The sequence below is a fragment of the Pantoea sp. genome, assembly GCF_028283705.1.
Classification (GTDB): Bacteria; Pseudomonadota; Gammaproteobacteria; order Enterobacterales; family Enterobacteriaceae; genus Pantoea.
The window spans coordinates 66,513-90,094 of record NZ_JAPWKD010000019.1 but is presented as its reverse complement, the minus strand read 5'-3'; the positions used below and the strand labels follow the sequence as shown (position 1 = coordinate 90,094).

The 23,582-nt window shown below is 51.5% G+C and carries 26 protein-coding genes; 10 read left to right on the top strand and 16 right to left on the bottom strand.

Annotated features, from left to right (window positions below; genetic code table 11):
• The first annotated feature begins 91 nt into the window (after nt 1-91).
• From PW844_RS16560 to PW844_RS16550, 3 genes are all read left to right on the top strand, one after another.
• Nucleotides 92-418 (top strand): hypothetical protein, encoded by a 327-nt coding sequence (locus PW844_RS16560; RefSeq protein WP_299453991.1) that lies wholly within the window; start codon nt 92-94, stop codon nt 416-418.
• A 400-nt stretch (nt 419-818) separates the two neighbouring features.
• A complete protein-coding gene (gene vapB / locus PW844_RS16555) occupies nt 819-1,049 on the top strand; it encodes a type II toxin-antitoxin system VapB family antitoxin (RefSeq protein WP_299453989.1) in 231 nt (76 codons plus the stop codon).
• Nucleotides 1,046-1,462: a type II toxin-antitoxin system VapC family toxin gene (locus PW844_RS16550; RefSeq protein ID WP_299453986.1), complete on the top strand. Its 417-nt coding sequence runs from the start codon at nt 1,046-1,048 to the stop codon at nt 1,460-1,462. The genes vapB and PW844_RS16550 overlap by 4 nt, the downstream gene beginning before the upstream one ends.
• Nucleotides 1,463-1,584: 122 nt before the next feature.
• Here the strand turns inward: PW844_RS16550 and PW844_RS16545 are convergent, their stop codons facing one another.
• The 3 genes from PW844_RS16545 to PW844_RS16535 are packed head-to-tail and all read right to left on the bottom strand — an operon-like array spanning nt 1,585 to nt 5,179.
• Entirely contained in the window at nt 1,585-3,060 is a 1,476-nt protein-coding gene (locus PW844_RS16545) for a hypothetical protein (protein WP_299453983.1), read from the bottom strand.
• 56 nt (nt 3,061-3,116) lie between these two features.
• Nucleotides 3,117-4,034, bottom strand: coding sequence for a DMT family transporter (locus tag PW844_RS16540; protein ID WP_299453980.1), 918 nt, complete (start codon nt 4,032-4,034; stop codon nt 3,117-3,119).
• Nucleotides 4,031-5,179 carry a PLP-dependent aspartate aminotransferase family protein gene (locus tag PW844_RS16535; RefSeq protein ID WP_299453977.1) on the bottom strand — a complete coding sequence of 383 codons (1,149 nt, stop codon included), beginning with the start codon at nt 5,177-5,179 and terminating at the stop codon, nt 4,031-4,033. Before PW844_RS16535 ends, PW844_RS16540 begins: the two co-directional genes overlap by 4 nt.
• A 229-nt stretch (nt 5,180-5,408) precedes the next feature.
• On the opposite strand from PW844_RS16535, the gene PW844_RS16530 reads away from it, so the two are divergent.
• From PW844_RS16530 to PW844_RS16505, 6 genes are all read left to right on the top strand, one after another.
• Nucleotides 5,409-6,314: a LysR substrate-binding domain-containing protein gene (locus tag PW844_RS16530; protein WP_299453974.1), complete on the top strand. Its 906-nt coding sequence runs from the start codon at nt 5,409-5,411 to the stop codon at nt 6,312-6,314.
• Nucleotides 6,315-6,629: 315 nt separating this feature from the next.
• Complete coding sequence (locus tag PW844_RS16525; RefSeq protein WP_299454598.1) at nt 6,630-7,820, top strand: M20 family metallopeptidase; 1,191 nt, start codon at nt 6,630-6,632, stop codon at nt 7,818-7,820.
• A 25-nt stretch (nt 7,821-7,845) separates the two neighbouring features.
• Complete coding sequence (locus PW844_RS16520; protein ID WP_299453971.1) at nt 7,846-8,691, top strand: transporter substrate-binding domain-containing protein; 846 nt, start codon at nt 7,846-7,848, stop codon at nt 8,689-8,691.
• 14 nt (nt 8,692-8,705) lie between these two features.
• Nucleotides 8,706-9,431, top strand: coding sequence for an ABC transporter permease subunit (locus PW844_RS16515; protein ID WP_299453968.1), 726 nt, complete (start codon nt 8,706-8,708; stop codon nt 9,429-9,431).
• Nucleotides 9,432-9,435: 4 nt separating this feature from the next.
• Complete coding sequence (locus tag PW844_RS16510; protein ID WP_299453965.1) at nt 9,436-10,119, top strand: ABC transporter permease subunit; 684 nt, start codon at nt 9,436-9,438, stop codon at nt 10,117-10,119.
• On the top strand, nt 10,119-10,895 hold the full coding sequence (locus PW844_RS16505; RefSeq protein WP_299453962.1) for an ABC transporter ATP-binding protein: 777 nt from the start codon (nt 10,119-10,121) through the stop codon (nt 10,893-10,895). The genes PW844_RS16510 and PW844_RS16505 overlap by 1 nt, the downstream gene beginning before the upstream one ends.
• 173 nt (nt 10,896-11,068) lie before the next feature.
• On the opposite strand, the gene PW844_RS16500 is transcribed toward PW844_RS16505, so the two are convergent.
• Nucleotides 11,069-11,995 carry a hypothetical protein gene (locus PW844_RS16500; RefSeq protein ID WP_299453960.1) on the bottom strand — a complete coding sequence of 309 codons (927 nt, stop codon included), beginning with the start codon at nt 11,993-11,995 and terminating at the stop codon, nt 11,069-11,071.
• A 199-nt stretch (nt 11,996-12,194) separates the two neighbouring features.
• Here PW844_RS16500 and PW844_RS16495 point away from each other — a divergent pair, with 199 nt between their 5' ends.
• A complete protein-coding gene (locus PW844_RS16495) occupies nt 12,195-12,410 on the top strand; it encodes a YdgH/BhsA/McbA-like domain containing protein (RefSeq protein ID WP_084872098.1) in 216 nt (71 codons plus the stop codon).
• Nucleotides 12,411-12,604: 194 nt separating this feature from the next.
• Here the strand turns inward: PW844_RS16495 and PW844_RS16490 are convergent, their stop codons facing one another.
• From PW844_RS16490 to PW844_RS16435, 12 genes are all read right to left on the bottom strand, one after another.
• A complete protein-coding gene (locus PW844_RS16490) occupies nt 12,605-13,831 on the bottom strand; it encodes a glycine hydroxymethyltransferase (protein WP_299453951.1) in 1,227 nt (408 codons plus the stop codon).
• A 29-nt stretch (nt 13,832-13,860) separates the two neighbouring features.
• Entirely contained in the window at nt 13,861-14,553 is a 693-nt protein-coding gene (locus PW844_RS16485) for an amino acid ABC transporter permease (RefSeq protein ID WP_367187761.1), read from the bottom strand.
• Nucleotides 14,554-14,556: 3 nt separating this feature from the next.
• Nucleotides 14,557-15,288, bottom strand: a complete 732-nt coding sequence (locus tag PW844_RS16480; RefSeq protein WP_299453949.1) for an amino acid ABC transporter permease — start codon at nt 15,286-15,288, stop codon at nt 14,557-14,559.
• Nucleotides 15,289-15,315: 27 nt separating this feature from the next.
• Complete coding sequence (locus PW844_RS16475; RefSeq protein ID WP_299453947.1) at nt 15,316-16,224, bottom strand: transporter substrate-binding domain-containing protein; 909 nt, start codon at nt 16,222-16,224, stop codon at nt 15,316-15,318.
• Between the two features lie 241 nt (nt 16,225-16,465).
• On the bottom strand, nt 16,466-17,143 hold the full coding sequence (locus PW844_RS16470; protein WP_299453944.1) for a GntR family transcriptional regulator: 678 nt from the start codon (nt 17,141-17,143) through the stop codon (nt 16,466-16,468).
• Entirely contained in the window at nt 17,136-17,852 is a 717-nt protein-coding gene (locus tag PW844_RS16465; protein ID WP_299453942.1) for an IclR family transcriptional regulator, read from the bottom strand. The genes PW844_RS16470 and PW844_RS16465 overlap by 8 nt, the downstream gene beginning before the upstream one ends.
• 55 nt (nt 17,853-17,907) lie before the next feature.
• Nucleotides 17,908-18,849: a 2-hydroxyacid dehydrogenase gene (locus PW844_RS16460; RefSeq protein ID WP_299453939.1), complete on the bottom strand. Its 942-nt coding sequence runs from the start codon at nt 18,847-18,849 to the stop codon at nt 17,908-17,910.
• A gap of 35 nt (nt 18,850-18,884) precedes the next feature.
• Entirely contained in the window at nt 18,885-20,078 is a 1,194-nt protein-coding gene (locus tag PW844_RS16455) for an MFS transporter (protein WP_299453936.1), read from the bottom strand.
• Nucleotides 20,079-20,140: 62 nt separating this feature from the next.
• Nucleotides 20,141-21,343 carry a pyridoxal phosphate-dependent aminotransferase gene (locus PW844_RS16450; protein ID WP_299453934.1) on the bottom strand — a complete coding sequence of 401 codons (1,203 nt, stop codon included), beginning with the start codon at nt 21,341-21,343 and terminating at the stop codon, nt 20,141-20,143.
• A gap of 14 nt (nt 21,344-21,357) precedes the next feature.
• Complete coding sequence (locus tag PW844_RS16445; protein WP_084879590.1) at nt 21,358-22,083, bottom strand: amino acid ABC transporter ATP-binding protein; 726 nt, start codon at nt 22,081-22,083, stop codon at nt 21,358-21,360.
• A 22-nt stretch (nt 22,084-22,105) separates the two neighbouring features.
• Nucleotides 22,106-22,795 (bottom strand): amino acid ABC transporter permease, encoded by a 690-nt coding sequence (locus PW844_RS16440; RefSeq protein ID WP_299453931.1) that lies wholly within the window; start codon nt 22,793-22,795, stop codon nt 22,106-22,108.
• 1 nt (nt 22,796) lies between these two features.
• Nucleotides 22,797-23,495, bottom strand: a complete 699-nt coding sequence (locus PW844_RS16435) for an amino acid ABC transporter permease (protein ID WP_299453929.1) — start codon at nt 23,493-23,495, stop codon at nt 22,797-22,799.
• Nucleotides 23,496-23,582 lie beyond the last annotated feature (87 nt).

Here is a 23,582-nt window from a genome sequence, read left to right as displayed (position 1 = left end):
CCTAGACCACTTCAGGCAGCGAGTGCTGGCTGCCTGAAGCGAACATCAGAAATGCCGAACAGTCTTTTTTTTTAAAGAAAATGAAAAGATTATGCGAGATCATTTCCTGATGGCGAAATTAGGAATAATCTTACCTTTCGCTTTCTTTGGATTTGTTCTCATGCTTTACATTGATGCAGTTGGGGGTAGTAAGTACCTGATCAAAATGGATTCAATCCTGTATGTTAAAGGCGAGGGTCACAAAACCTACGTCTACATCAACTACATGAAAGAACCCATTGTCAGTTCAACACCTTTTGATGAACTCGTCGCACAGATTGCTGTGAAGCGAAATGTTGTCTATTCAATGCCTCAGCACGAAAAAATCGCAGGAAAATACGAAGAGCCAATACAACTAGTGCACAGCCATCGAAATTGAGTTTCAGGTGTGATGGTTAGTTTAGGGTGACATCTTAATTAAGCCGCTATAAAAGTTCGGGTAATGATAGTTATGTTAAATTAACTATCCGAAAGCGCACTTCATAACTCACCTCACCCGTAGCGGCGTGATTTTTCGCGCATCGTCCAGCCATGATGACGTACAAACTGCGCGATAAATCGCGCCGCTACGGTTTGTGCCAATCCAGACAACGCTACGGCAAAACTCCTTACCAAATACCCTGCTCTTTTCTCAGATTTCACGTAGCATCGCCTGCACTGATTAAGAGCGTATAGTCTTTCTCGAAGAACACTCATGTTGCACATATACAAAGCATCTGCATATACTAAGCATATGTGAAAGACTCTCTGTATTGTAGTCAACCAACCTGGAGAAGATCATGAGAACCGTATCAATTTTTAAAAACGGAAATAACCGTGCAATACGCTTGCCTCGTGATCTCGATTTCGAAGGAGTAAGCGAGCTGGAGATCATTCGTGAAGGTGACAGCATCATCCTGCGTCCGGTTCGGCCGACCTGGAGTTCATTCTCTCAACTTGAAAAAGCTGACGCAGATTTTATGGCAGATCGGGAAGATGTTGTTAACGATGAAGGAAGATTCGAACTGTGAACAAGACGTACATGCTGGACACTAACATCTGTTCTTTCATTATGCGTGAGCAACCGGAAGCTGTGATTATGCGGCTGGAACAGGCCGTGTTACGCAACCATCGCATTGTTGTTTCAGCGATCACCTATGCTGAAATGCGCTTTGGGGCAATCGGTAAAAAGGCCTCTCCTCGCCATGCGCTGCTTGTAGAAGCCTTTTGTGCTCGTCTTGATGCAATTCTTTCATGGGATCGAGCTGCAGTAGATGCAACGACCGAAATCAAAATCGCACTTGCAGCCTCAGGCACACCGATTGGTCCAAATGATACTGCAATTGCCGGACATGCGGTGGCATCATGTTCCATTCTTGTGACCAATAACACGCGAGAGTTTGAGCGTGTAAAAGGACTTCAGCTGGAAGACTGGGCGAAATAATTTATTCCGGGTCTGTGCTGGCTGCCCTTATCTCCGTTTCGTGGTTACACTGCATGCTGCAATATGTCCATCTGGCCAGAATTTTCTCTCGGTAAGTCTAATTCTGAGAATTTTTATACGTCTTAACCTCTTTTAAACCGCCATCTTATTGCTAACCCTGATAAAGTCAGCAGCAGGAATGAAAATAAGGTGTTCGCTATTGCCACACAGGATAAAAATACTGATTTTATTAAATTACCCTCCTGTATCTCTTGCGTGTTTTTAAGATTATCGAAAGGTTGAAATGTTTGCTTTAAAGTGAATATTAAGGAGTTGGTGATGTTTTTCCAGTCTATCGGCAAATCAACAGCGACCGTGTGAGTTCTGATTAACGAGTAAATAATTGTGAAGAATGGAATTGATAACAGAAAGATAATCAATGGTCTGCGATAGTTGGTGCCGTAATCTGACAATAAATAATACATATTGCTGATACTGAATAACTTATGCAGCTTATTTTTCGTGTTAAGTAAGCTCTCTTGTTCCAGTGAGAAAAACATCCCCTCCATATCGCGGTTTCTTTGTGATTCCATGATGTATCTTAGTGTTCGATAACAAGAGGCATCGTGCTCACCTTTTCTGCTAACAAAATATTTCCTTATAGGGAACTGGCTTCCTTCGGAAATTTTTGCGCCAAACATCTGAGGCGCGGTATTGAAAACGGTATTGGTTAAAACCAGCTCATGTACGATATCCCGGTAGCGTAAACTTAACTCATTAACAATCGATTCCGTAATTACAACGTTGTAGATGGCGTTTTTCTCATCATTTTCTATAGTCGCTAATTGCAAGGATCCTACTGAACTATCATTTATGATCAGATTTTCAATTGAAGACATAAATAAGGATAAACATAATTTACTTAGATTGGATTTTATTATCTTTATATCTATAATTTCCGAGTTGGCCGGGAACGTTATCGAGGGGTGAAACCTTTCGTCGGTACTGGTTGTGCGGCAGTTTTCAAGATGAATTGAAATTTTTGCATGGATGTTGATGTTTATTTCAGTGTAATCCTGAAAAATGCAATCATAAAAAAATAAATGCTCGTGTTCTTCCTCATCATCACTGTCAGTGTTCTCTGTGGCAATCTTCGGTGTTTTTTTATTTTTTGTTAATCTAATCTTATCAATAAAAGACACGTGCTTAAATACTGCTGGCACTTTTCCCACGCAAATACATGAATTAAAGATGCACTCTTCAATATCTGGTGATAGTAAGCCTGGTGAAATACGCCTCCCTTCCTGCGAAATTTCAAAGTAATTACAAACAATCCCTCTTATTTTAACATTGCCTAATAATAAATCTTGTCTGCAATTTTTTAAAATAACGCTCCTGCCATTTTTCAATCCGGATAGCTCAGTTGGTGCTGCGAATTTACATTTCTCAAACTGCATTGAACTTACGGCGTCAGGTATATCCAAAACGTTAGTTAGAATAGTGTTATCTTTTAAAATTACAGCGATATCATCAAGACCAGATAGCAATGATTTCACATCATTCCAGACGGCGTCTGTTATGTTATCTTCGATATGAAGTGCCCCGTCATTGAGTTGCATACAGAACCCCATTCGCAATCTGGCCTTTATCGCGTCAGGGTTAAGATTTCCACACCTTACTCAGGAAGTCTATGCCCCTGGATCCGGGTTCCGGCATAAATAGCCAGCAGACTTCCCAACACGACCAGCAATAACCCTGCTTTAAACGATATGCTCATCGTCGTTCCCAGAATAAACAGTGAAGCAATATTGCCCACCACAGGGACACCTAAAGTGAAATTGGACATGACAAAACTACTGACTTTTCGGCCACAAGAGGTTGAGATAACGAAACATATTGACGTTGCAACCGGACCGATAAATACCAGTAAGCTGAAAATTGATGGGGTAAAGACTATAGCTTTCGGCTCTCCTTCAAAGATTAAAGCCAGAATAAACATTGGCACTGTGGCAAACAGCATTTGCCAGGGAGCCAGGGCAAGTGGGCTTTGTACCCAGCGATGGTGGCGAACATGAAAGATTACCACTGACCAGCACCCAGCGGCCAGCAACAACAATAGACACCCCTTCAACACACCTGGGGTATGCCAGTCTATTTCGGAAGGAGAACACACCAGCACTATCCCGACCAAACCGGTTAATAATGCGCAGAGTTGTGCCAGGCTGGGGACCTGACGGAAAAACACCCCGGAGATAACCACCCCCCATAAGGGTGTGGTATAGGCTAATAACGCCGCGCGGCTGACGTCGGTATACTGCATTGCCACCAGTCCCAAAGCAGTAAAAGCCAGCATTTGTAAACACCCAACGCTAAGCAGAATCGGCAGGTCCTGTTTCGCTGGCAGCGTTAATCCTTTTTTGCAGGCAAGGAACAGAAATAAACAAAGACTGCCACTCAGAAAGCGGATCACACCTAACCATAATGGCGGAATCACATTTAACGCCATCTTCATCGCGGGCCAGCTGATTCCCCATAACAACACCATCAGCACTAACAGCAGCCAGGTCAACAGCGTTGGGTTCTCTGCTTTCATGAGTACACCGGGGTCATCAGGCTAATGGCATCCAGTGCCTGCTGCATATCCGCAATCAGGTCATCGCTGTTTTCAATCCCTACGGACAAACGGACCAGGTCAGCCGGGCAACGCGACTGATCGCCTTCGGTACTTTGGCGATGTTCAATTAAACTTTCTGTCGAACCCAGAGAGGTGGAATGGCGGATCGTGCGCGTGAGAGTGCTGATTAGACTTGCCGCAGTCACGCCTCCGTGTAAGCGAAAAGACAGCATTGCGCCATAAAACCCATTCATTTGCCGCTGAGCATTACTGTACCACGGGTCCCCCTCCAGGCCGGGATAGTGAACCTCGCGAACGGCAGGATGCTGCAACAGGGCCTGAGCCAGTTTTTCCGCATTGTCACAGGCGTGTCTGAAACGTAATGCCAGGGTTCGCATACCACGCAGCAGCATCCAGGCATCCAGCGTTTGCAGCACCGTACCAGAACTGGTGCGGAACCACATCATCAATTCCCACCATTCATCAACCTCTCGGGTAACAAGAAATCCGGCAGTTAAATCGCCGTGACCATTAAGATATTTGGTCGCGGAATGCAGAACAATATCGGCCCCCAGTTGCAGTGGATTAATCGCCAACGGGGTTGAAACGGTGGCATCGACCACCAGTCGGGCCTGATAACGGTGCACCAGCGCGGCAACCTGCGCGATATCGATCACTTTCCAGAGTGGATTAGTGGCGGTCTCTGCCCATACGACGTTGACCTGATGGCAGCGCAGCACCTGCTCAAGCGCTTCGTTGTCATTCAGATCAACGAATATCAGCTGGATTTGATGCTGCGTGCAGTAAGCCAACATGATGTTGCGGAACTCGTAGTAACATTCTTCTTCCACAATCAGGCTGTCGCCGTGCTTTAGTGTCGAGAGGACTGCCCAGGCGGCAGAGACGCCGGAATTAAACAACGCAGCCTCAGCCCCGGATTCCAGTTTGGTCATCAGTTTTTCGGCCAGCCGGGCAGTCGAATTTCCACTGCGGGCATAATGTAGCGCACCCTGTCCGGGCAATATTTGAGAGGTTACCGCAGGTTGAATTGCGGGAACGAGGCCGCCATTGGCATCATCAGTAAAATGATCCAGCCCGGCTAATAACGTTTCAACATGTTCCATTGCGCATTCACTTATTGTTAATCCAGCCGCACGTCAGGCCGTTGGTTGTTACTGATGGGAGGCAAGCATCAGTGAAAATGCGCAAAAATTAAATGGAAAAAAAACACGGCTGAGACGCATTAAAATTAATGCATGCCGGTTAAGGTTTTTCGTTACACTCTGGCTATGATTCGGGATAAATAATAGCAACCCGACATTTCAGGGTATTAACAGGAAGATATTGGGCGCTATGCAGAATTTAAAAAAGTTACCCCCGCTGAACTGGTTGCGTTCTTTCGAATCAGCCGCGCGGTTGCAGAGTTTTACGCTGGCTGCGGACGAACTGCATATGACGCAGGGGGCGATCAGTCAGCACATCCGCAGTCTTGAGTCCCATTTTAAAACCAGCCTTTTTATTCGCCATGCGCGCAAAATCGAACTGACCGAGGAAGGCTTGTCCTACCTGACGGTGGTGCAGGCTGCGATTCAGCGCCTTGAGGTAGCAACCAATGAGATCTTTGGCGAAGGCCATCGGCGACAGATCAAAATTAAAGGCAGCATCGCCTTCTTTACCTACTGGCTCAATGCCCGCCGACTGGGCGAATTTAGTCAGGAAAACCCGGATATCAACCTGCAATTCAATACCGATATCTGGATGCGTGAGGAAGATATTAAAGCGGATATGGAAATTCGCTGGGGCAAAGGCCAGTGGACTGGCGTTAATGCCGTGCGACTTAGCTATGATACCCTTTTCCCGGTCTGTTCCCCGCGTGTGGCCGATTCGCTCCCTCTGCAACAGGTTAGCGATCTTAAACACCATCACCTGCTGCATGTCATGGGTTATCAGGAAGGATGGGGAGAATGGCTGAAATTTGCCGGAGCCACAGATATCAATGCTTCTGAAGGTGTTCAGTTTGATACTTACGCCTGTGTGCTGAATCTGGTTGAGTCTGGTTTTGGTGTTGCTCTGGGCCGTCTTTCTCTGGTGGAAGATCAGCTACACACCGGAAAGCTCATCGCCCCGTTCTCTGCCCGTTTACAAAGCAGCGAAGACTTTTATCTTATCTATCCTCAAACGGGTTTTACTAATCCCTATGCCCGGCGTTTTGCCGAATGGCTGATTAAACATGCAGTAGGCGGTAAACTGACAGAATAATTATTAATAACCATTTCTTATTACAGGCGTCTGGTGCTTACCCGGCGCCGTCCATGCTTCTGATATTGTTATCTGACCGGCTATCAAACACTTTTGGTTAATATCGCAATGCCTGCGTGATAATTATTTCATATGAGAATTCGTTCATTCCCTGTTAAATCCAGACCTATTAAAAAAAACGACCCTGAGGCAGGAGATAAATGGTTTTAATAAAAATAGCGTCTGGTGAATGCTGCGATCATTAAGAAAAGACCGTGGCAGAGTAATTCATTTCACTCCCTGCTATGGCGAAATTTTCCAACACCAGGGGTAATGATGCATAACCTTCAATCGCAAGATTTGACGCTTCATATCAATAATAAAGTTGCTGAACTCGAACCGCATTTAATCGCTATTCGTCGTGATATTCATTCCTTTCCTGAATTGGGTTTTGACACAGTCAGAACTGCGGAAATTGTCAGGTCTGAACTGGAGAAAATGGGCTATCAACCGAAAACCGGCGTAGGACGAACCGGCGTTCAGTTAGATATTTCAGGGGGCGCGACTGGCCCGACGTTATTGTTACGCGCCGATATGGATGCACTGCCGATGCAGGAGCAAACGGGTTTGTCCTATGCCAGCCAGATTGCCGGGAAAATGCATGCCTGCGGGCATGATCTGCATACGGCGACCCTGCTGGGCGTGGCGGCTACCCTGAAAGATCTCACGCCGCAGCTGAAAGGCAATGTGCGTCTGATTTTCCAGCCTGCCGAAGAGACCGCAGAAAGTGGCGCCGCTGCCATGATCGCCGATGGCGCAGCCGACGGTATCGATCTGGCCATCACGCTCCACAATAAACCAGAGTTGCAGGCGGGAAGGATCGCGCTGACGCGTGGTGCCAGTACCGCCTCCAGTGATGAATTTGATGTGGCGGTGAAGGGGGTATCAACCCATGCCGCCCGCCCCCATATGGGCCGCGACCCCATTATCGCCGCCGTCGGTTTAATCACTCAATTGCAGACCATTATCTCGCGCGAGGTCGATCCGGCAGATTCTGCTGTGCTGACCATCGGCCACATAGGGGGGGGAAGCACTCATAACATCATTCCTGACAGCTGTATTTTTCAGGGCACGGTGCGCGCGCGCTCTGCGGAACGTCGGAACCAAATTGAGGCCGCATTCCGTCGCATCTGCACCGGGTTTGCCCAGGCAATGGACGTAGAAATCACGCTGAATTACCAACGTGGTGTCCCGCCTCTGATTAATGACGAACATCTTATCGATCAGGTCGAAGGCATCCTTTCACAACATTTTGGTGAGCGTATTGAAGCCACGCCGAAGTCCAGTTTTGGCGCTGAGGATTTTTCATACTTCACGGAGCGTGTACCGGGTTGCCAGATTGAGTTCGGTTCAGCGATTGACGGGCGTCATGACCATTTGCACAACTCCGATTATCAACCTGATGAAGCCTGTATCAAAGTGGGTGCCATTGCCCTAAGCCGCATCGCTGTTGATCTCCTTTCCTGAATTTCTTTTCACCGAGGGTAATGAAATGAATAAAAAGACTTTTTTACCGGGAATCTTGTGTGCGGCTCTGATGCTTGCTCTGCCGGTGCTAAGCCAGGCTCAAACTGCCCCTCTGCGCATTGCTACTGAGGGTGCATTCCCCCCGTTTAACCAAACCACACCCAATGGAAAAATCATTGGGTTCGAACCGGACATGATTGCTGAAATCGCCAAGCGCGCAGGTTTTAGCTACGAAATCATTGCCCAGAAATGGTCGGGGATTATTCCCGGGCTGATGGATGGGAAATATGACGCGGTAGTCGATTCCATCACCATCACACCGGCCAGAGCGCAGGCGATTAATTTCTCGCGCCCCTACACCAATAGTATCTCGGGTTTTGTCACGCTGAAAAAAGGGGCGATTCCCGTCCTGCCAGGTGCTGACACCGTGATCCCCGCCAGTGATGACGCTGGTATGAATCAATCTCTGGCACAACTGAAAAAAGCCTTCGCTGGCAAAACCATTGCTGTGCAGGTCGCCACTATCCAGGCTGACTTCCTCAATAAGTATCTGGCTGATGTTGCCACCATTCGCACCTATCAGGCTGGCCCGGAAACCTATGCTGACCTCAGCAATGGTCGGGTTGATGCGGTGATGGCGTCGGTGACTAACATGGCGGCATTTGTTGATAAGCATAAGGAAAGCGCGGCGATCACCGGTTTCCGCTATTCCGGCGGCGTATTAGGTGTCGGCTCCGCCATTGGCTTACGGAAAGATGAAGGTGAGCTGAAAACCAAAATCGATGCTGCACTGAATTCGATGATCAAGGATGGCACCTTAAAAGCCCTTTCCCTCAAGTGGTTTGGCACTGATGTCACGCCGGCGGAATAAATGAGGTCACCGGTATGAATATCGACTGGCAACTGCTGGGGTTTAGTGACGAAGGCTGGGGGATGGCACTGCTGAGAGCGGCTGGCGTGACTTTTTCGGTGTCCCTGTGCGCCTTTGTACTGGGGATGCTGTTAGGCAGCCTGTTGTGCTGGATGCAACTGAGCGGGGATCGCTGGCAACGTAAAATTGCCAACGGTTATGTCATTGTGATGCGCGGTGTGCCTGAACTACTGGTCATTTATCTGTTCTATTTCGGGGGGCGTCAGGTCGTTGCGTTTTTTGGCGGGGTTCTGGGGCTGGCTGGCCCCTTTGACGTCAATGGCTTTATCGCCGGGGCAATGGCGATTGGCCTGATCTCAGGAGCTTATCAAAGCGGCGTATTTCGCGGTGCCTGGTATGCCATTCCGAAGGGAACCGTTGAAGCAGCGGTGGTTACCGGTATGACGAAAATGATGATGTTCCGCCGTATTATCGTTCCCCAGGCATTGAAAACAGCGGTTCCAGCGCTGGGTAATCAGTGGCAGTCGGTGATTAAAGAGTCAGCGCTGGTTTCCGTTACCGGGTTGGTGGAAACCATGAGCCAGGTTTCATCTGCTTCTGGCTCGACACAGATGCCCTTCTTTTTCTACGCCGTCGGCGCTGTTATTTATCTGATCATCACCGTTATATCAGATCAGGTATTTCGCCATATCGAGAAATTTTCTTTGCGCGGACAGAAAATTATCAGTCAACAAGGGTAATGCAGTGGACAGTTCATTTTTTTCCGAAACTTTTATCAGCCTGATGAAAGCCTTGCCTTTGACACTGAATCTCACCGTATTGTCGCTGGCAGGTGGAGGTTGTCTGGCATTATCGCTGAATTTATTACGTCTTACACGAGCAGGGTCCTGGTTCTATCGTGGTTACGTGTTTTTATTTCGCGGCACACCGTTATTAATTCAGATCTTCATGATTTATTACGGGCTGGGAAGCCTGACATTTATTCATGAAAGCGTGATGTGGCTGGTGCTGCGTTCGCCTTACTGGTGCGGGCTGATTGCACTGATCCTCAATGATGCCGCTTATACCTCGGAAATTCTGCGCGGCGGGTTGAATGCTGTCACCCATCAATCTACGGAGGCCGCCAAAGTCAGTGGCATGTCAGCCTTCCTGCGGCTGAGGCGTATAACCTTGCCAATTGCTGTGCGCCAGGCTTTACCGGCTTACAGTAATGAAATCATTTCCATGCTCAAATCGACCTCACTGGTGAGCACCATCAGTCTGATGGAGATGACGGGTATGGCGGATGCCATCGTGTCATCAACTTTCAGGGCGTTGGAAGTGTTCCTGATCGCCGCAATTATTTATTTGGTGATTTCAGTTGTGGTGAGTTACGCCATATCCCGTCTGGAAAAACACCTTTCACCGCAGAATTTCGGAGTACATTAATGGCTATCCCAACGATCATGCTCAGTAATATTAAAAAGAGCTATGGCAACCATGACGTTCTTCATAACGTCAGTCTGACGGCAAATGACGGGGATGTTATTTCATTGATTGGTGCCAGTGGTTCAGGAAAAAGTACCCTGTTGCGCTGTATTCCCTTTCTTGAAGTCCCCCAGGCCGGGGAAATAGCCATTGGCAATGATATCGTCACCATCAATAATCCTGACGAGTCGTTGAATCGCTGGCAGCGCAGAACGATCAAATCTATCCGCATGCAGTTAGGTTTTGTCTTTCAAAGTTTTAATCTGTGGCCACATAAGACGGTTTTGCAGAACATTATTGAAGCACCGGTGTTTGTGCAAAAACGAAATAAACAGGAATGCATTGATGAGGCGGAAGCATTGCTGCATAAGGTCGGAATGTATGAAAAGCGTCATGCCTGGTCATCCCAACTCTCCGGCGGCCAGCAACAGCGTGTCGCCATAGCGCGGGCGCTGGCACAACAACCGAAAGCGTTGTTGTTTGATGAGCCTACCTCAGCTCTCGATCCCGAACTGGTGGGGGAAGTGTTGCGGGTGATACGTTCACTGGCGGAAGAAGGCCGCACCATGGTTATCGTGACCCATGAAATGGGTTTTGCGCGTGAGGTGTCTAATAAGGCAGTGTTTCTTCATCAGGGAGTGATTGAAGAACAGGGGGCACCTGATCAGGTCTTCCTCGATCCCATCTCAGACCGTTGTCGGGCTTTTACCAGCAGCCATTTTAAAAGAAACCCTTAATTGCCCGGGTTTCACCTTTCCTGTTCGGTTGAACAGGAAAGGTGAGCAATTTAGTTACAACAGGCGTATAGCGCAACCAAAACACCCGACCTTCAACGCCGCTGATCGAATGCACGGAATTAAGGCTGGATAGTAAATAACTAACAGTTTGTTGTAACTATACTCCCTGCCGGTTATCTCTTTGGTAAGGATAAGAAGAAATCCGCAATCACTTCGCTGGCGTTAATCTGATGGCTGGGTTGCCCGGTAATTCGCGGATGAAATGACAGGCTATTACCCGGCCAGACATGGCCTCCTCCCCTCACCGAAAGGACGGTCACCTTACCCACAGGTGGACAACTGAGGTAATCCGTACGCACGATTCTGGTGGGGTCGGACATGACAACAACGGGAAGCCTGACGGATGTAGACTCACCTGCACATCCGTTATGCCTGGCCCAAAAAGCCGCGGTCTCTGCAACGGATATCACCTGCCCCCCTTCCCCTCTGCCACCAAAATCTTCCACCCATCCACCACTGTAGGGCATGATCGGGTCAGCCATTCCGTTGATCTGCATCACCGCAACCGGCTTTGCAGGCCGACAAGCCGGGGCCAGGTCCGCAGGAAGTGAACCCGCCACAGGCGCAATCGCGGCGATGCGGGATGAAAGATCACAGCCCAGGCGCTCAGTAAACAATGCTCCGTTGGATATGCCGGTTGCAAAGATCTGCCTGCGGTTGACGGCATAGTTACGCTGAACCTGGTCAAGCAAAGCCGCGACGAAACTGACATCATCCTGCGGATTTTTGATCGTTGTGCGACCATCATTCCAGTGTTTACCGATGCCATCCGGATAAATGACGATAAAGCGGTCCTGGTCGGCCACCGCATTGAATCCCGTCATTCTCTCCATTCCAGCTCCTCTCATTCCACCGCCATGAAAGGCCAGAATCACGGGAAATCCGCCAGCCGGAGGGGGGCCATCAGGAACATGGAGGGCAAAGGTTCTGGCCTGCCCTCCAACCTGTACCTCCTGTGAACCATCAGCCGCCAGCGCCGCGCCCGAAATAAAAACAGCAAGAACAACAACAATCCTGAAAATATTTCCCATCACCTTCATTTGCTTATCTACCCACTATTGGTCGGTTTAGATACCAGATCCTGACGGGATGATGTTCATTGATTTTCCCTATCACCGCAATAGTTAGCATGATCACAATACCAGCATTTATTGTTAATATGCTAATGGTTACCATGGTTATCATTATTCCCATCGAAAGCAATCATGCTTTCAACCATACAAACCAAGGAATAAGACCATGAAAACTATCAAAGCAATGACCATCGCCGCCGCAGCCGCTCTTTCTCTGATGTCAGCAGCAAGCTTCGCCCAGAGCATCTCTGTGACCGCCGATACCCTCGACGGCGCTGAAGCTCAGGTTGCCGCTCAGGCCGCACAGCATGGCGATCAGTATAAAATTACCGAAGCCAACACCAACAACCGTGTGCATATGACCGCTGAACTGTACAAATAACAGATGGTCGCAAAAGGAAGTGCCGGAAGAGGTCGCCCCACGGGGCGGCCTTTTTCGCTTATGAAATGTGTAGGTTGCCAATAAATGATGGGACATTGCTCAGCAGTGTGCTGTGCAACTCAAGCTAACCTCTCATGAAAACCCAGCCCGTAGAAACATACCTACTATATGATTACTGTATGTTTTTTCATCCCTCATGGTTTTACCCTATGAGAGCAAACCATCCGCCCATCCGGACCGCGCGTTAATAGCCCCGCCAGCCGGGCAGCGAATGCCGCAAACGCCTGTTCATCACATCCCTGTCTGGTCATAAACTGAGTGCCCACGCGCAGGGCAAACTTCCCGGGTACCTGCGGATCGTTGCAGGTGCCGACCAGCACGCCTTGCCGGGCCAGCCTGTCGATGACCGCATTCGGCGGTAAATCGTCGCTCATCGGCACCAGTAACTGGTGAGTAGCGATTTGTCCCGCGGTTGCCGCCGTTACCGTCACTCCCAGCCCGGCCAGCGCCCCAGCCATCGCCAGCGTATTGCAGCAAATTTGCTGCGCATAATGCGCCCCCTCTTCACGCGCTTCCCGCAGGGTGACCAGCAGAGACGGCAGGCATCCGGCGTCGGCATTTGCGATAAATCGCTGCCCGATAAGTTGCGCTAATTGTTTCCCTTGCCCGGCATCGCGCCCGGCAATGATGCTATGCGGGCGTCCCGGCAGCGTTTTGTAGGTGGAACTGGTCAATATATCAACGCCCAGCGCCAGCGGGTTGGGAAACACGCCGCCGGTAATCAGGCCCAACACATGGGATGCATCGAACACAGTTACAGCGCCCACCTCGCGGGCCGCAGCGACCACCGGCTCCACGTCATCCGGTTTGATCATCACCGAACGCCCCAGCATCACCATCGTTGGTCGTAGCAGCCGTACCTGGTCTGCCGCCACTGCCGCATCGAGGCAACAATTGTTCACCTCGAACGGCAGATCCGTCACACGCAGACCAGCCAGCGCCGGGGTTCCATCACGCCGCTGGCTGAGATGGCCACCGTGGGCCGCAGCCGGTGCCAGCATTAAATCGCCAGGCTTTGTGAAGGCGTGGAATACCGCCAGATTGGCGGTGGTGCAATTGGGCAGGCGCGTCTCGGCCCAGGTGGAACCAAGCAATCCATTGATTTCCTGGGTTAGCGCGACTTCCAGTGCCGAAACCAGCCCGGTGTCCGGTTGCTCTTTGTCAAAGGCCGGCCCCATCGCCGGATAAGCGCTGAGTCCTGGCGCATAGGCAGCCATTGCAGCCGGACTCGGTAGGTTGGCTCCAGCGTAGAGCACGATACGGTCGTGTTGCAGCACCTCAGTCCGCGCCGCTGCTGCGCGTAACAACGCGTCAGGATCGTTAGCAGACGAGGTGAAATCATGGGTATCGGGTACAGTCATCAGAACATCCGTCAAAGTGAAATGTCGTGCTAGCGCACAATGGAGATGCGCTTTTGCAGATAGCGCACGCCGCACGAAGCGCCGTAAGAGATCAGGAAATAAACCGCCGCCGCAAACAGATACATCTCCAGCAGGCGGCCGTCACGCTGCGCCACTTTCGCGGCGGCACCGAGAAAGTCGGTGATCGACAGCACGTAAACCAGCGAGGTGTCCTGAAACAGGATGATGGTTTGTGTCAGGAACAGCGGCAGCATGTTGCGCATCGCCTGAGGCAGTACCACGTAAAACAGGGATTGTGCCGGAGTGAGACCCAGCGCCAGCGCCGCATTGCTTTGCCCACGCGGCAGCGACTGGATCCCGGAGCGGACGATCTCGCAGAAATAGCAGGCTTCGAATAAGGTAAAAGTCACCACCGATGACCAGAACGGATCCACCCGGACCGGAAACGAGGAGCCGGTCAGCCATTGCAGCAGATAAGGCACCAGGAAATAGAACCAGAAAATCACCAGCACCAGCGGCAGCGAACGCATCAGGTTGACGTATCCTGTTGCGATCATTGCCAGCAGCGGGTAGCGGCACAGGCGCATAATCGCCAGACCGGTGCCAAATACGATACCGATCACCGTGGCACAGAGGGTCAGGCTGAGGGTGAAGCGCATACCGGTCAAAATCAGATAAGGCAGCGCGCTGATAATGCTTTGAACGTCAAATCCTGACAGCATAACCTATCCTTTTTTTCCATAACCCGGCAGCGCAGCCCGCTTTTCTATGCCGCGCATCGTGAAGACGATGGTCATATTGAGCAGCAGATACAGCAAGGTGGCGATGCTGAACGCCTCGAAGACCTGAAAGGTGTTTTCCTGCATGGCTCGGGCGCTGCCGGTCAGCTCAATCAGGCCAATAGCCAGCGCCACTGAAGTGTTTTTGGTACAGCTGAGGAATTCGGAGGTAATGGCCGGTGTCACGATGCGATATGCCACCGGCAGCAGGACATAGAGATAGGTCTGGGGCAGCGTCAGTCCCAGCGCCTGCCCGGCCATACGCTGACCTTTGGACAGACTCTCCAGCCCGGCACGCAACACTTCCGCCATACGCGCCCCGTGATAACAGCCGAGGCACAGCACCGCAGTATAGAACTGAGCGTCAGGCAGTTGCTTGAGCCAGTCTCCGGCCTCCTTTGGCAAGGCTTCCGGCAACACGAAGTACCACAGAAACATCTGCATCAGCAGCGGAATGTTACGGAATACCTCGACGAAGGCACTGCCGCCCCGGTTCAGCCAGGGTGACGGCACATTGCGCAGCACGCCAGCCAGCGAACCGAGCAGCAGCGCAATTGCGAAAGCGCCAACCGCCGTAGCCGCCGTCCACCCCAACCCCATCACCAGCGTTTCCCAGTAAGTATGAGCACCGTCCAGCGACACATCGAAAAAGGCAGCCCAGTTCCAGTGGTAGTTCATGTATTTATCCTGCCCGCGTCTCGTGGCTTAGCGATACAACTCTGGATTCGGATCGTCGGTCGGATTAGCGATGGCTTTCGTCAACTGCGCCGACATCGGGAAATTCATGTTGACGTTCATTGGCGCGATCGGCTGGGTAAACCATTTGGCATAGATGGCGTTAATCGCCCCGCTTTTATACAGCCCCTCGATGGCGGAATTCACCAGCGCTTTGAACTGCGGATCGTCGCGGCGCAACATGATGCCATAAGGTTCTACGGATAAAGGCTGATCTGAGATCTGATAGTCATCAGGTGATTTGGCGGTGGCGCGAGCCCCTGCCAGGGAAACATCATCAAAGATAAAGGCAGCAGCGCGACCGGTTTCCAGTGTCAGCATCCCTTCTCCCAGATCTTTCGCCATCAGGATGCGCATCCCCAGATGTTGGGTATTATTCGCCTCGTTGATGATCTTCACGCTGGTAGTGCCCGACAGCGTGACTACCGTTTTGCCTTTCAGCTCAGCCATGTCTGCCACCGGCGCGGATTTTTTCGACATGATGCGGACTGCGGCGACGAAGTAAGTCGTGGAGAACGTCACCTGCTTTTGTCGTTCAGCGTTGTTGGTGGTTGTGCCACATTCCATGTCAATGGTGCCATTGGCCAGCAACGGGATGCGCGTCGCACCGGTCACCGCCATGGTATCAACCTTGAGGTCAGGCTTGTTCAGCCGGGTTTTCACCGCATCCACCACCGCACCGCAGATATCCATCGCGTAGCCGATCGGCTTCTGGTTGTCGTCGTAATAGGAAAAAGGCACAGCGCCATCACGATGCCCGACGGAAATCTGTCCGCTGTCGGCAATCTTCTTCAATGTTCCGTTGAGTTCTTCACCGGCAACCGGCAAAGCAGACAATCCCAGGGTGATAACGGTTAACAGGGGCAGATATCGTTTCATGATCTCTCCTTGGTAAGCCAAATACTGCAATCAAATGAAAATTCGGCTGTTCCCACCTGGCAGCAGGAACAGAAGACGACAGCGCTGAAGGCCAGAATGATGCGTTGGCGAGGATCCCGTCAACGAAAATTAATAATGTATAATGAATTCATATTGCACAAAGACAGCCAAAAGCCGCTGCGTCAGCAGCAAAAGAAAGCAAAAAAGGGGGATAACGGCGAGGGAACCCCGCCGTAAATCGTCAGTCAACCGCAGGTCGGCTGGCGTTCATCGCGTTGCGCACCGCGTTGGCGGTACTCATTACGTGCTGACGCATGGTTTGCGCCAGACGGGTGGATTCGCGCGCGCGCAGGCAGATCATGATCTCCTCATGTTCCTGCATCGCCAGCCGCCAGTCATCAGGCAACTGGCGCACGGTATGGCGAATATTACGGATGCGCTGCTCCAGGTTGCGGTAGAGCGCCAGCAGGGATTGATTACGGGCGGCAGCGAACAACGCAAGATGGATTTCCCGATTCAGCCGGGCGTATTCCAGTTTGTCCTGCTGCTGGTAAGTTTGCAGCATAGCGGCGTGCAGCTGTTCGATAGCGATAAGCTCGTCATCAGTTATTTTCTCGCAGGCTAATTCACAGGCCAGCCCTTCCAGGCTGGCGATGATGGGAAACAACTCGTACAGTTCTTCATCGGTAAGCATCGCTACGCGTGCACCGCGCTGCGGCAGCAGAACCAGCATCCCCTCGGTTGCCAGCACCTTGAGCGCCTCCCGCAACGGGGTGCGGGAAATACCAAACCGTTCACAAAGATCTTTCTCCGGTATTCTGTCGCCCGGCTCCAGCTCACCGCTGACGATCATCTCCCGGATGGCATCGGCTATTTCACTGTGCAACGTGGTGCGTGAAATAGGCATTCCCTTATTCATAGATGGTTGCCCCGAGCGCATAGGACAGTTTTCTGGCTTCTTCGATTAACAACTGCTGGCTGTCGGGATTAGCCGGATCGAAGCGAATGATCGGACCGGAAATGCCCAATGCACCCGCCAGCTGGTTATCGTGCTTAAAAATGGGAACCGACATCGAGGCAGTCAGGCTGGTCGGCAGGTTACTCCCCGCGCCAGTAGAGGTGAACACGCCCTGCGCGTAAGACCAGCCTTCCGGTATCCCCTGCTCAAAATGGCGTAAGGCTGTCGCTGCGGAGGTATCGTCCATCGGCAACAAGGTGCCGACAGGGACGCTGGAGCGAATATGTTGCGGCGAATCTTTCCGATACAGACACAGACGAAAATCCCCTTCACGCACAAAGAAGGAGCTGCTTTCCACTGTCACTTCCGTCAGTTTATTCAGCACCGGCATGACGTGTTCGCGCAGGTTGAAAGTTCGCTCGTAAGTACAACCTAATTGATAGGCGCGGGAACCCAGTTCATAGCAACCATCAACCCGCTTGGACACGTAGCGCTCCGCCTCCAGCGACAGCATGTAACGCATGATGACGCTTTTAAACAAACCTGTCGCTTCTTCCAGTTCTCCCAGCGTCATGCCACCAGGGTGATCAACAAAGGCATCTAAGATGGCCAGGGTACGCTTAACCGCTTTGACGGAACGATCGATATCGGTAGTTTTCTGCCTTGCCATAATTTCCTGTCAGGTAAACAAAAGCCGTTATTCAATGAAAAGTAATGTACTAGCATTAACATACCCTGCCAATCAGCTCACTGCCTGAGAAATACAATTCAACATTGTCCAGCATACGTTTCTGCTGCGCGGCTTGTGCATAATGGGTATTGGCAGCGATATGCGGTGTCAGAATCACGTTTTGCGTAGCGCGTAAGCGGGCGGAAACGGCGGGTTCGGATTCATAAACATCCAGAGCGGCCCCCGCCAGCTGGCCGTTGTCCAGCGCATTACATAGCGCGGTTTCATCCACCAGCATTCCACGCGCAATGTTGATCAAATACCCGTGCGGACCCAATCGCTGAAGAATATTGTCGTTGATGGCGTGATAGTTTTCTTCGCTGCCGCGGGTGGCGACCACCAGAATATCAGCCCAGTCAGCCAGGGCTTCCAGGCTCGCCAGATACTGATAAGGCACCGGCTTGCGACTGCGGCTGTGATAGCCGATGGACATATTAAATGCCTCTCCCAGACGGGCGATGCGACTGCCAATTTCCCCCAGCCCGTAGATGCCAAGTCGGCAATCCTGTAATCCCGGCACGAGGTGATAACGTTCGACGCTGTTGCCTTTCCACAGACCGGTACGCAGAAAACGGTCACCCGATAAAATATGCCGCGATCCGGCTAAAATCAGCCCCATGGCGAACTCCGCCACGCTGCTGGCATTGGTTCCGGCGGCATTGGTCAGGGCGATACCTCGCTGTTTCAGATACTCGCAATCAACAAACTCCACCCCGGAGCCATAGCAACTCACCAGCTGCAACTTTGGCAATGCATCGATCAGTGCCTTATCGGTTTTAATGCTGCTCATGGTCAGCAGAACCTCGGCTGACTCCGCTCCTTCCGGCAAATCGCTGCCATCCAGACGGGTTAATGGGCCAACGAGGTGATAATGTTCACGTAACTGCTTAACCAACTCATCCGGCAGCGTGCGCGCCATCAATATTGTTTTTTTCATCTTTTGTTCTTTCATTGCGTCGTTATAGGAAGGGGTTATTTCCACTTCAGAAGCCCCCACTGCCCGGCAAGCAAAACAGCCAGTGCTACCGCCATCACCATAAAAGTCAGGGTGATATTGCCCACCGAGGCCAGCATGCCGACCAGCAGGTTGCCGAGCGGCATGGTGCCCTGAAATGACATGCTGTAGAGACCAACCACCCCGCCGCGCAACTCGGGCGGGCTGCGGTGTTGCAGGGTAGAATTGATCATGGTGGAGAAAAACGTCAGGGATAACCCCAGCAACAGAAAGCACAGGCAGGTCAGCAGCGGCTGATGGGACAAGGCGATGCCGCCCAGAGCCACAACCCCGCTCCAGGGTGCAACCTGCAACCATTGCAGTAGCTGCTGGTGTGACACCCGGCTGGAGATAAACACCGCCGAGCAGAGCGAGCCGACACCCGCGCTACTGAAAAACCAGCCGGTGTAGCGTGCGGTATCATGGAAACTCTGCGCCGCCAGTACCGGGATCAGCGACTGATAAGAGCCGGCGAAGATCCCGACAAAGGCCAGCATCGGTAAAAAGCGCAGCGCAAAGCTATCCTGGGTGACGAAACGCAGCGCGTTGCGCATCCCCCCGGCGCGGCGTTGGCTGTGTTCCGTTTCCACCACCTGAATGGTACGTACCGCGCAGAACATGGTCGTCAACCCACACAGGGAGATGACGAATCCCCCGACGGCTCCCACATGGTTAAAGCTATAGGCGGCCAGCGCTGGGCCAAACATCCGCCCGATGTTGAATACCATGGTGTTCATGGCAACGGCGTTATACATCAGGGATTTGTCGTGCAGGCTGCTGGTCAGCAGCAGTTGTCGGGTTGGAAGCTCCATTGAGGAGATGCACCCGGCGACTGCCGCCACCAGCAGCACGAAAGTCGGGCTGATGAAACCAAAGATCACACTGGCGAGCAGCAACGTGGTGATGGTCATCGAGAAACACAGGATGCGCATCATGATGGTTTTCACCCGTGATGGCGTCAGACGGCTGCCAAACAGCAACGGAACCACCAGAGATGGACAGTACAGCAAGAAGTTCAGCACCCCGAGCAGCCAGGGTGAATGACTCATCTGCCATAACAGTAAATTCAGGGTGACGTTTTGCGTCCATAAACCGAGGATTGATGCGGCCTGCCCCATTAAATACCTGCGGGTCATCGGTTCTTTAAACACAGGAAAAGTCGTGGTCAGCATTGTGAATCGGCCAAAAGATGTTCAGGTTGCAATGTGGCCCGGGTGGAAGCCCGGGCAGTGGCTTAGTGCAGGCTGCGGCAGAAACGCTGGATACGCGTGCAGGCTTCCTGCAATTGATCCATAGACGCGGCGTACGAGAGACGGAAATTCGGTGCCAGGCCGAATGCGTCGCCGTGCACCAGCGCCACGCCTTCGCTTTCCAGCAGGGCTTCGGTGAAGTCTTTATCGCTGCGGATAACGCGTCCGGCTGGTGTGGTTTTATTCAGCACACCGGCACAGGAGGGATAGACATAAAACGCCCCCGCAGGCACCTGGCACGTCAGGCCAGGGGCCGCATTCAGTGCCTCAACCACATAATTGCGGCGCATAACAAAGCTGGCGCGCCACTCATTAAGGAAATCCTGCGGACCATTCAGTGCGGCAACGGCAGCCCATTGGGAAATAGAAGAGACACCAGAGGTGATTTGTCCCTGGATCGTTTCCATCGCTTTTATAAGCGTTGCAGGTCCGGCACCGTAACCGACGCGCCATCCGGTCATGGCATAGGCTTTCGATACGCCGTTGATCACCAGAGAACGATCCATCAGCGCGGGTTCAACCTGCAGGAAGGTGTAAAACTGATTGTCGTCATAAATCAGTTGTTCGTAGATATCGTCACACATCACCCAGACATGCGGATGGCGCAGCAGAACATCAGACAGCGCACGCAGTTCCTCCAGGGAATACACCGCGCCCGTAGGGTTGGAAGGTGAGTTGAACAACAACCACTTGGTTTTCCGCGTGATCGCCTGCTCCAGCGCTTCCGCTGAGAGTTTGAACCCCTGCGCTTCACTGACCGCGACGGTGACCGGCGTGCCGCCCGCCAGCGAGACCATTTCCGGGTAAGACACCCAGTAAGGGGCGGGAATAATCACCTCGTCACCTGCGTTCAGCGTCGCCATCAGCGCATTGGAGATAATCTGTTTGGCACCATTGGAGACGATGATTTGTTTAACAGTATATTCCAGCTGGTTGTCGCGTTTAAATTTGGCAACCACCGCTGCGCGCAGCGCAGGAATACCTGCGATGGGCGGATATTTCGTTTCGCCCTGCGTCATCGCCTGCAATGCCGCCTGCTTGATGTGCTCCGGGGTATCGAAATCCGGTTCCCCGGAACTCAGGGCGATAACATCCTTCCCCTGCGCTTTCATATCACGCGCCAGCTGGCTGGCCGCGTTGCTGGCGGAAGGTTTAATCCGGGAGAGGGTATTGGATAAAATGGTCATTCTTATTGGTCCTGTCAGTGGCGAATATCGGCGACAAATTTTTGCGCGCGCGGATGTTGGGGATGGTGGAAAAAGTCTTCTGGCTTAGCTCGTTCAAGGATTTCACCGCGATCCATGAAGATCACCCGGTCGGCCACTTCCCGGGCAAACCCCATTTCGTGGGTGACACACACCATGGTCATACCTTCCTTGCCGAGTTGCTTCATGACCTGCAGGACTTCGCCGACCATTTCCGGGTCGAGCGCACTGGTCGGCTCGTCGAACAGCATGACCGGAGGTTTCATCGCCAGGGCACGGGCGATGGCGACACGCTGTTGCTGTCCACCCGAGAGCTGATGGGGATAAGCATGCAGTTTCGCTGAGAGGCCGACTTTCTCCAGCAAGGCCATGGAAACCGCGTCGGCTTCCCGTTTGTTACTCTTGCGCACCCGGCGCTGCGCCAGCGTGACGTTCTGCAACACGGTGAGGTTGGCAAACAGGTTGAACTGCTGGAAAACGAAACCGATGTTGCTGCGAAACTGGTTGAGGTCGGTGTTTTGCGCACGACTGTCTACGCCATTGACCAGAATCCGTCCTTGCTGAATCTCTTCCAGCCGGTTGATGGTGCGGATCAGGGTTGATTTGCCAGATCCGGATGGACCGCAAACCACCACCACTTCGCCTTTTTCCACCACCTCGTTGACGTTGTTGAGGACTTTATTGGGTCCATACCACTTCTCAACGTTTTCAATTCTTAACATCTGCCCTCTCCTGCAGGTTAACTTAGTGTTTTTTCTTTAGGACGCTTTCCAGTTTTCCAACCAGCTGCGTCAGCGAAAAACAGATAATGAAATAAATAATTGCCAGCACGCCAAATACCTGGAGCGGTTTGGTTAACTCCAGCGTGTTGATTTGATAAGCGGAGTAGGTTAATTCGGCAACGCCAATGACATAACCCAGCGAGGTATTTTTAATCAGGTTGATAAACTGATTCAGAATACTGGGGATCATATTAAATAATGCCTGCGGCAAAATAATTTCAAACATAGTTCGGGTATAACTGATCCCCAGGGTACGGGCAGCTTCAGTTTGTCCCTTTGGAATCGCATTAATACCGGCCCTGACCACTTCGCCTAAAAATGCCATTTCGTAAATAATCAACGCCACCGTCAGCGTCTTCACGCCCGAGATAGAATGGCCGGAAATTAACGGCACCGCAAAATAAGACCAGAACACCAGCATCAATACCGGCAGGCCGCGAATCACGCTGGAAAATAGTGTTACCGGCACATAGATGATTTTATGTTTGCTGGTGCGGGCAATGCCGATCAATATCGCCAGCGGGAAGGCGCAGATTAAACCCGCCGCCGCAATCAGCAACGTCAGGGCTAATCCGCCCAGCGGTCCGTCGGGATAACCCCCCACCAGAATCAGGTCGCGATAGTTCACCACGATTGAAAGCATATCGTTCATCTTAGCGGCTCCCGGCGTGGTAAATGAAACGATCGTAAGCAAAGCCGACGCCAACGATCAGTAACGAGCCCAGCAAATAAATCACCGAGACAATGGCGAACGCTTCAAAGGTCCTGAAGGTTTCATTTTCAATCTGCTTGGCCGCGTAGGTGAGCTCTGCAACGCTGATCGCCATTGCCAGGCTGGTGGCCTTGTACAATGCCAGTGACTGATTAATGAGTGGCGGAACAGAGACGCGAATCGACTGCGGTAAAATCACATCCCGCATGGCCTGGGCAAAAGTTAGCCCCAGCGCCCGGCAGGCTTCCATCTGGCCACTGGCAATGGAGCGCAAGCCACTGCGCAGATCTTCAGACATAAATGCCGCGGTATTCAGCGTCAGTGCCACATAGGCAAAGAAGAATTCACTGCCGTGCTCATTGACCCACTGAGACAATATATCGGGTAACACTGCCGACAGTCCGAAATACCACAGCAGCAACTGAACCAGTACCGGCACATTACGGTGATATTCGACATAAATAACGACAAACCAGCGCAGGGGGGCAATACCTGATATACGCATCGCGGTCAGAAATAATGCCAGAATAAAGCTGGAGATCAGACATAAAGCAAAAAGGCTTAATGTTGTTTCCAGACCTGTTATCAGCCACTGCAAATAAGCACCCTGCAGCAGTGAAAGTGGATCAAAACTTACCATCGCAACTCAGCTCCTTAACGCAGTGAGATCCGTAATAATCAATAATCATCATGATGAGATAACTGCGTATAGAGGTTGATATTCGTT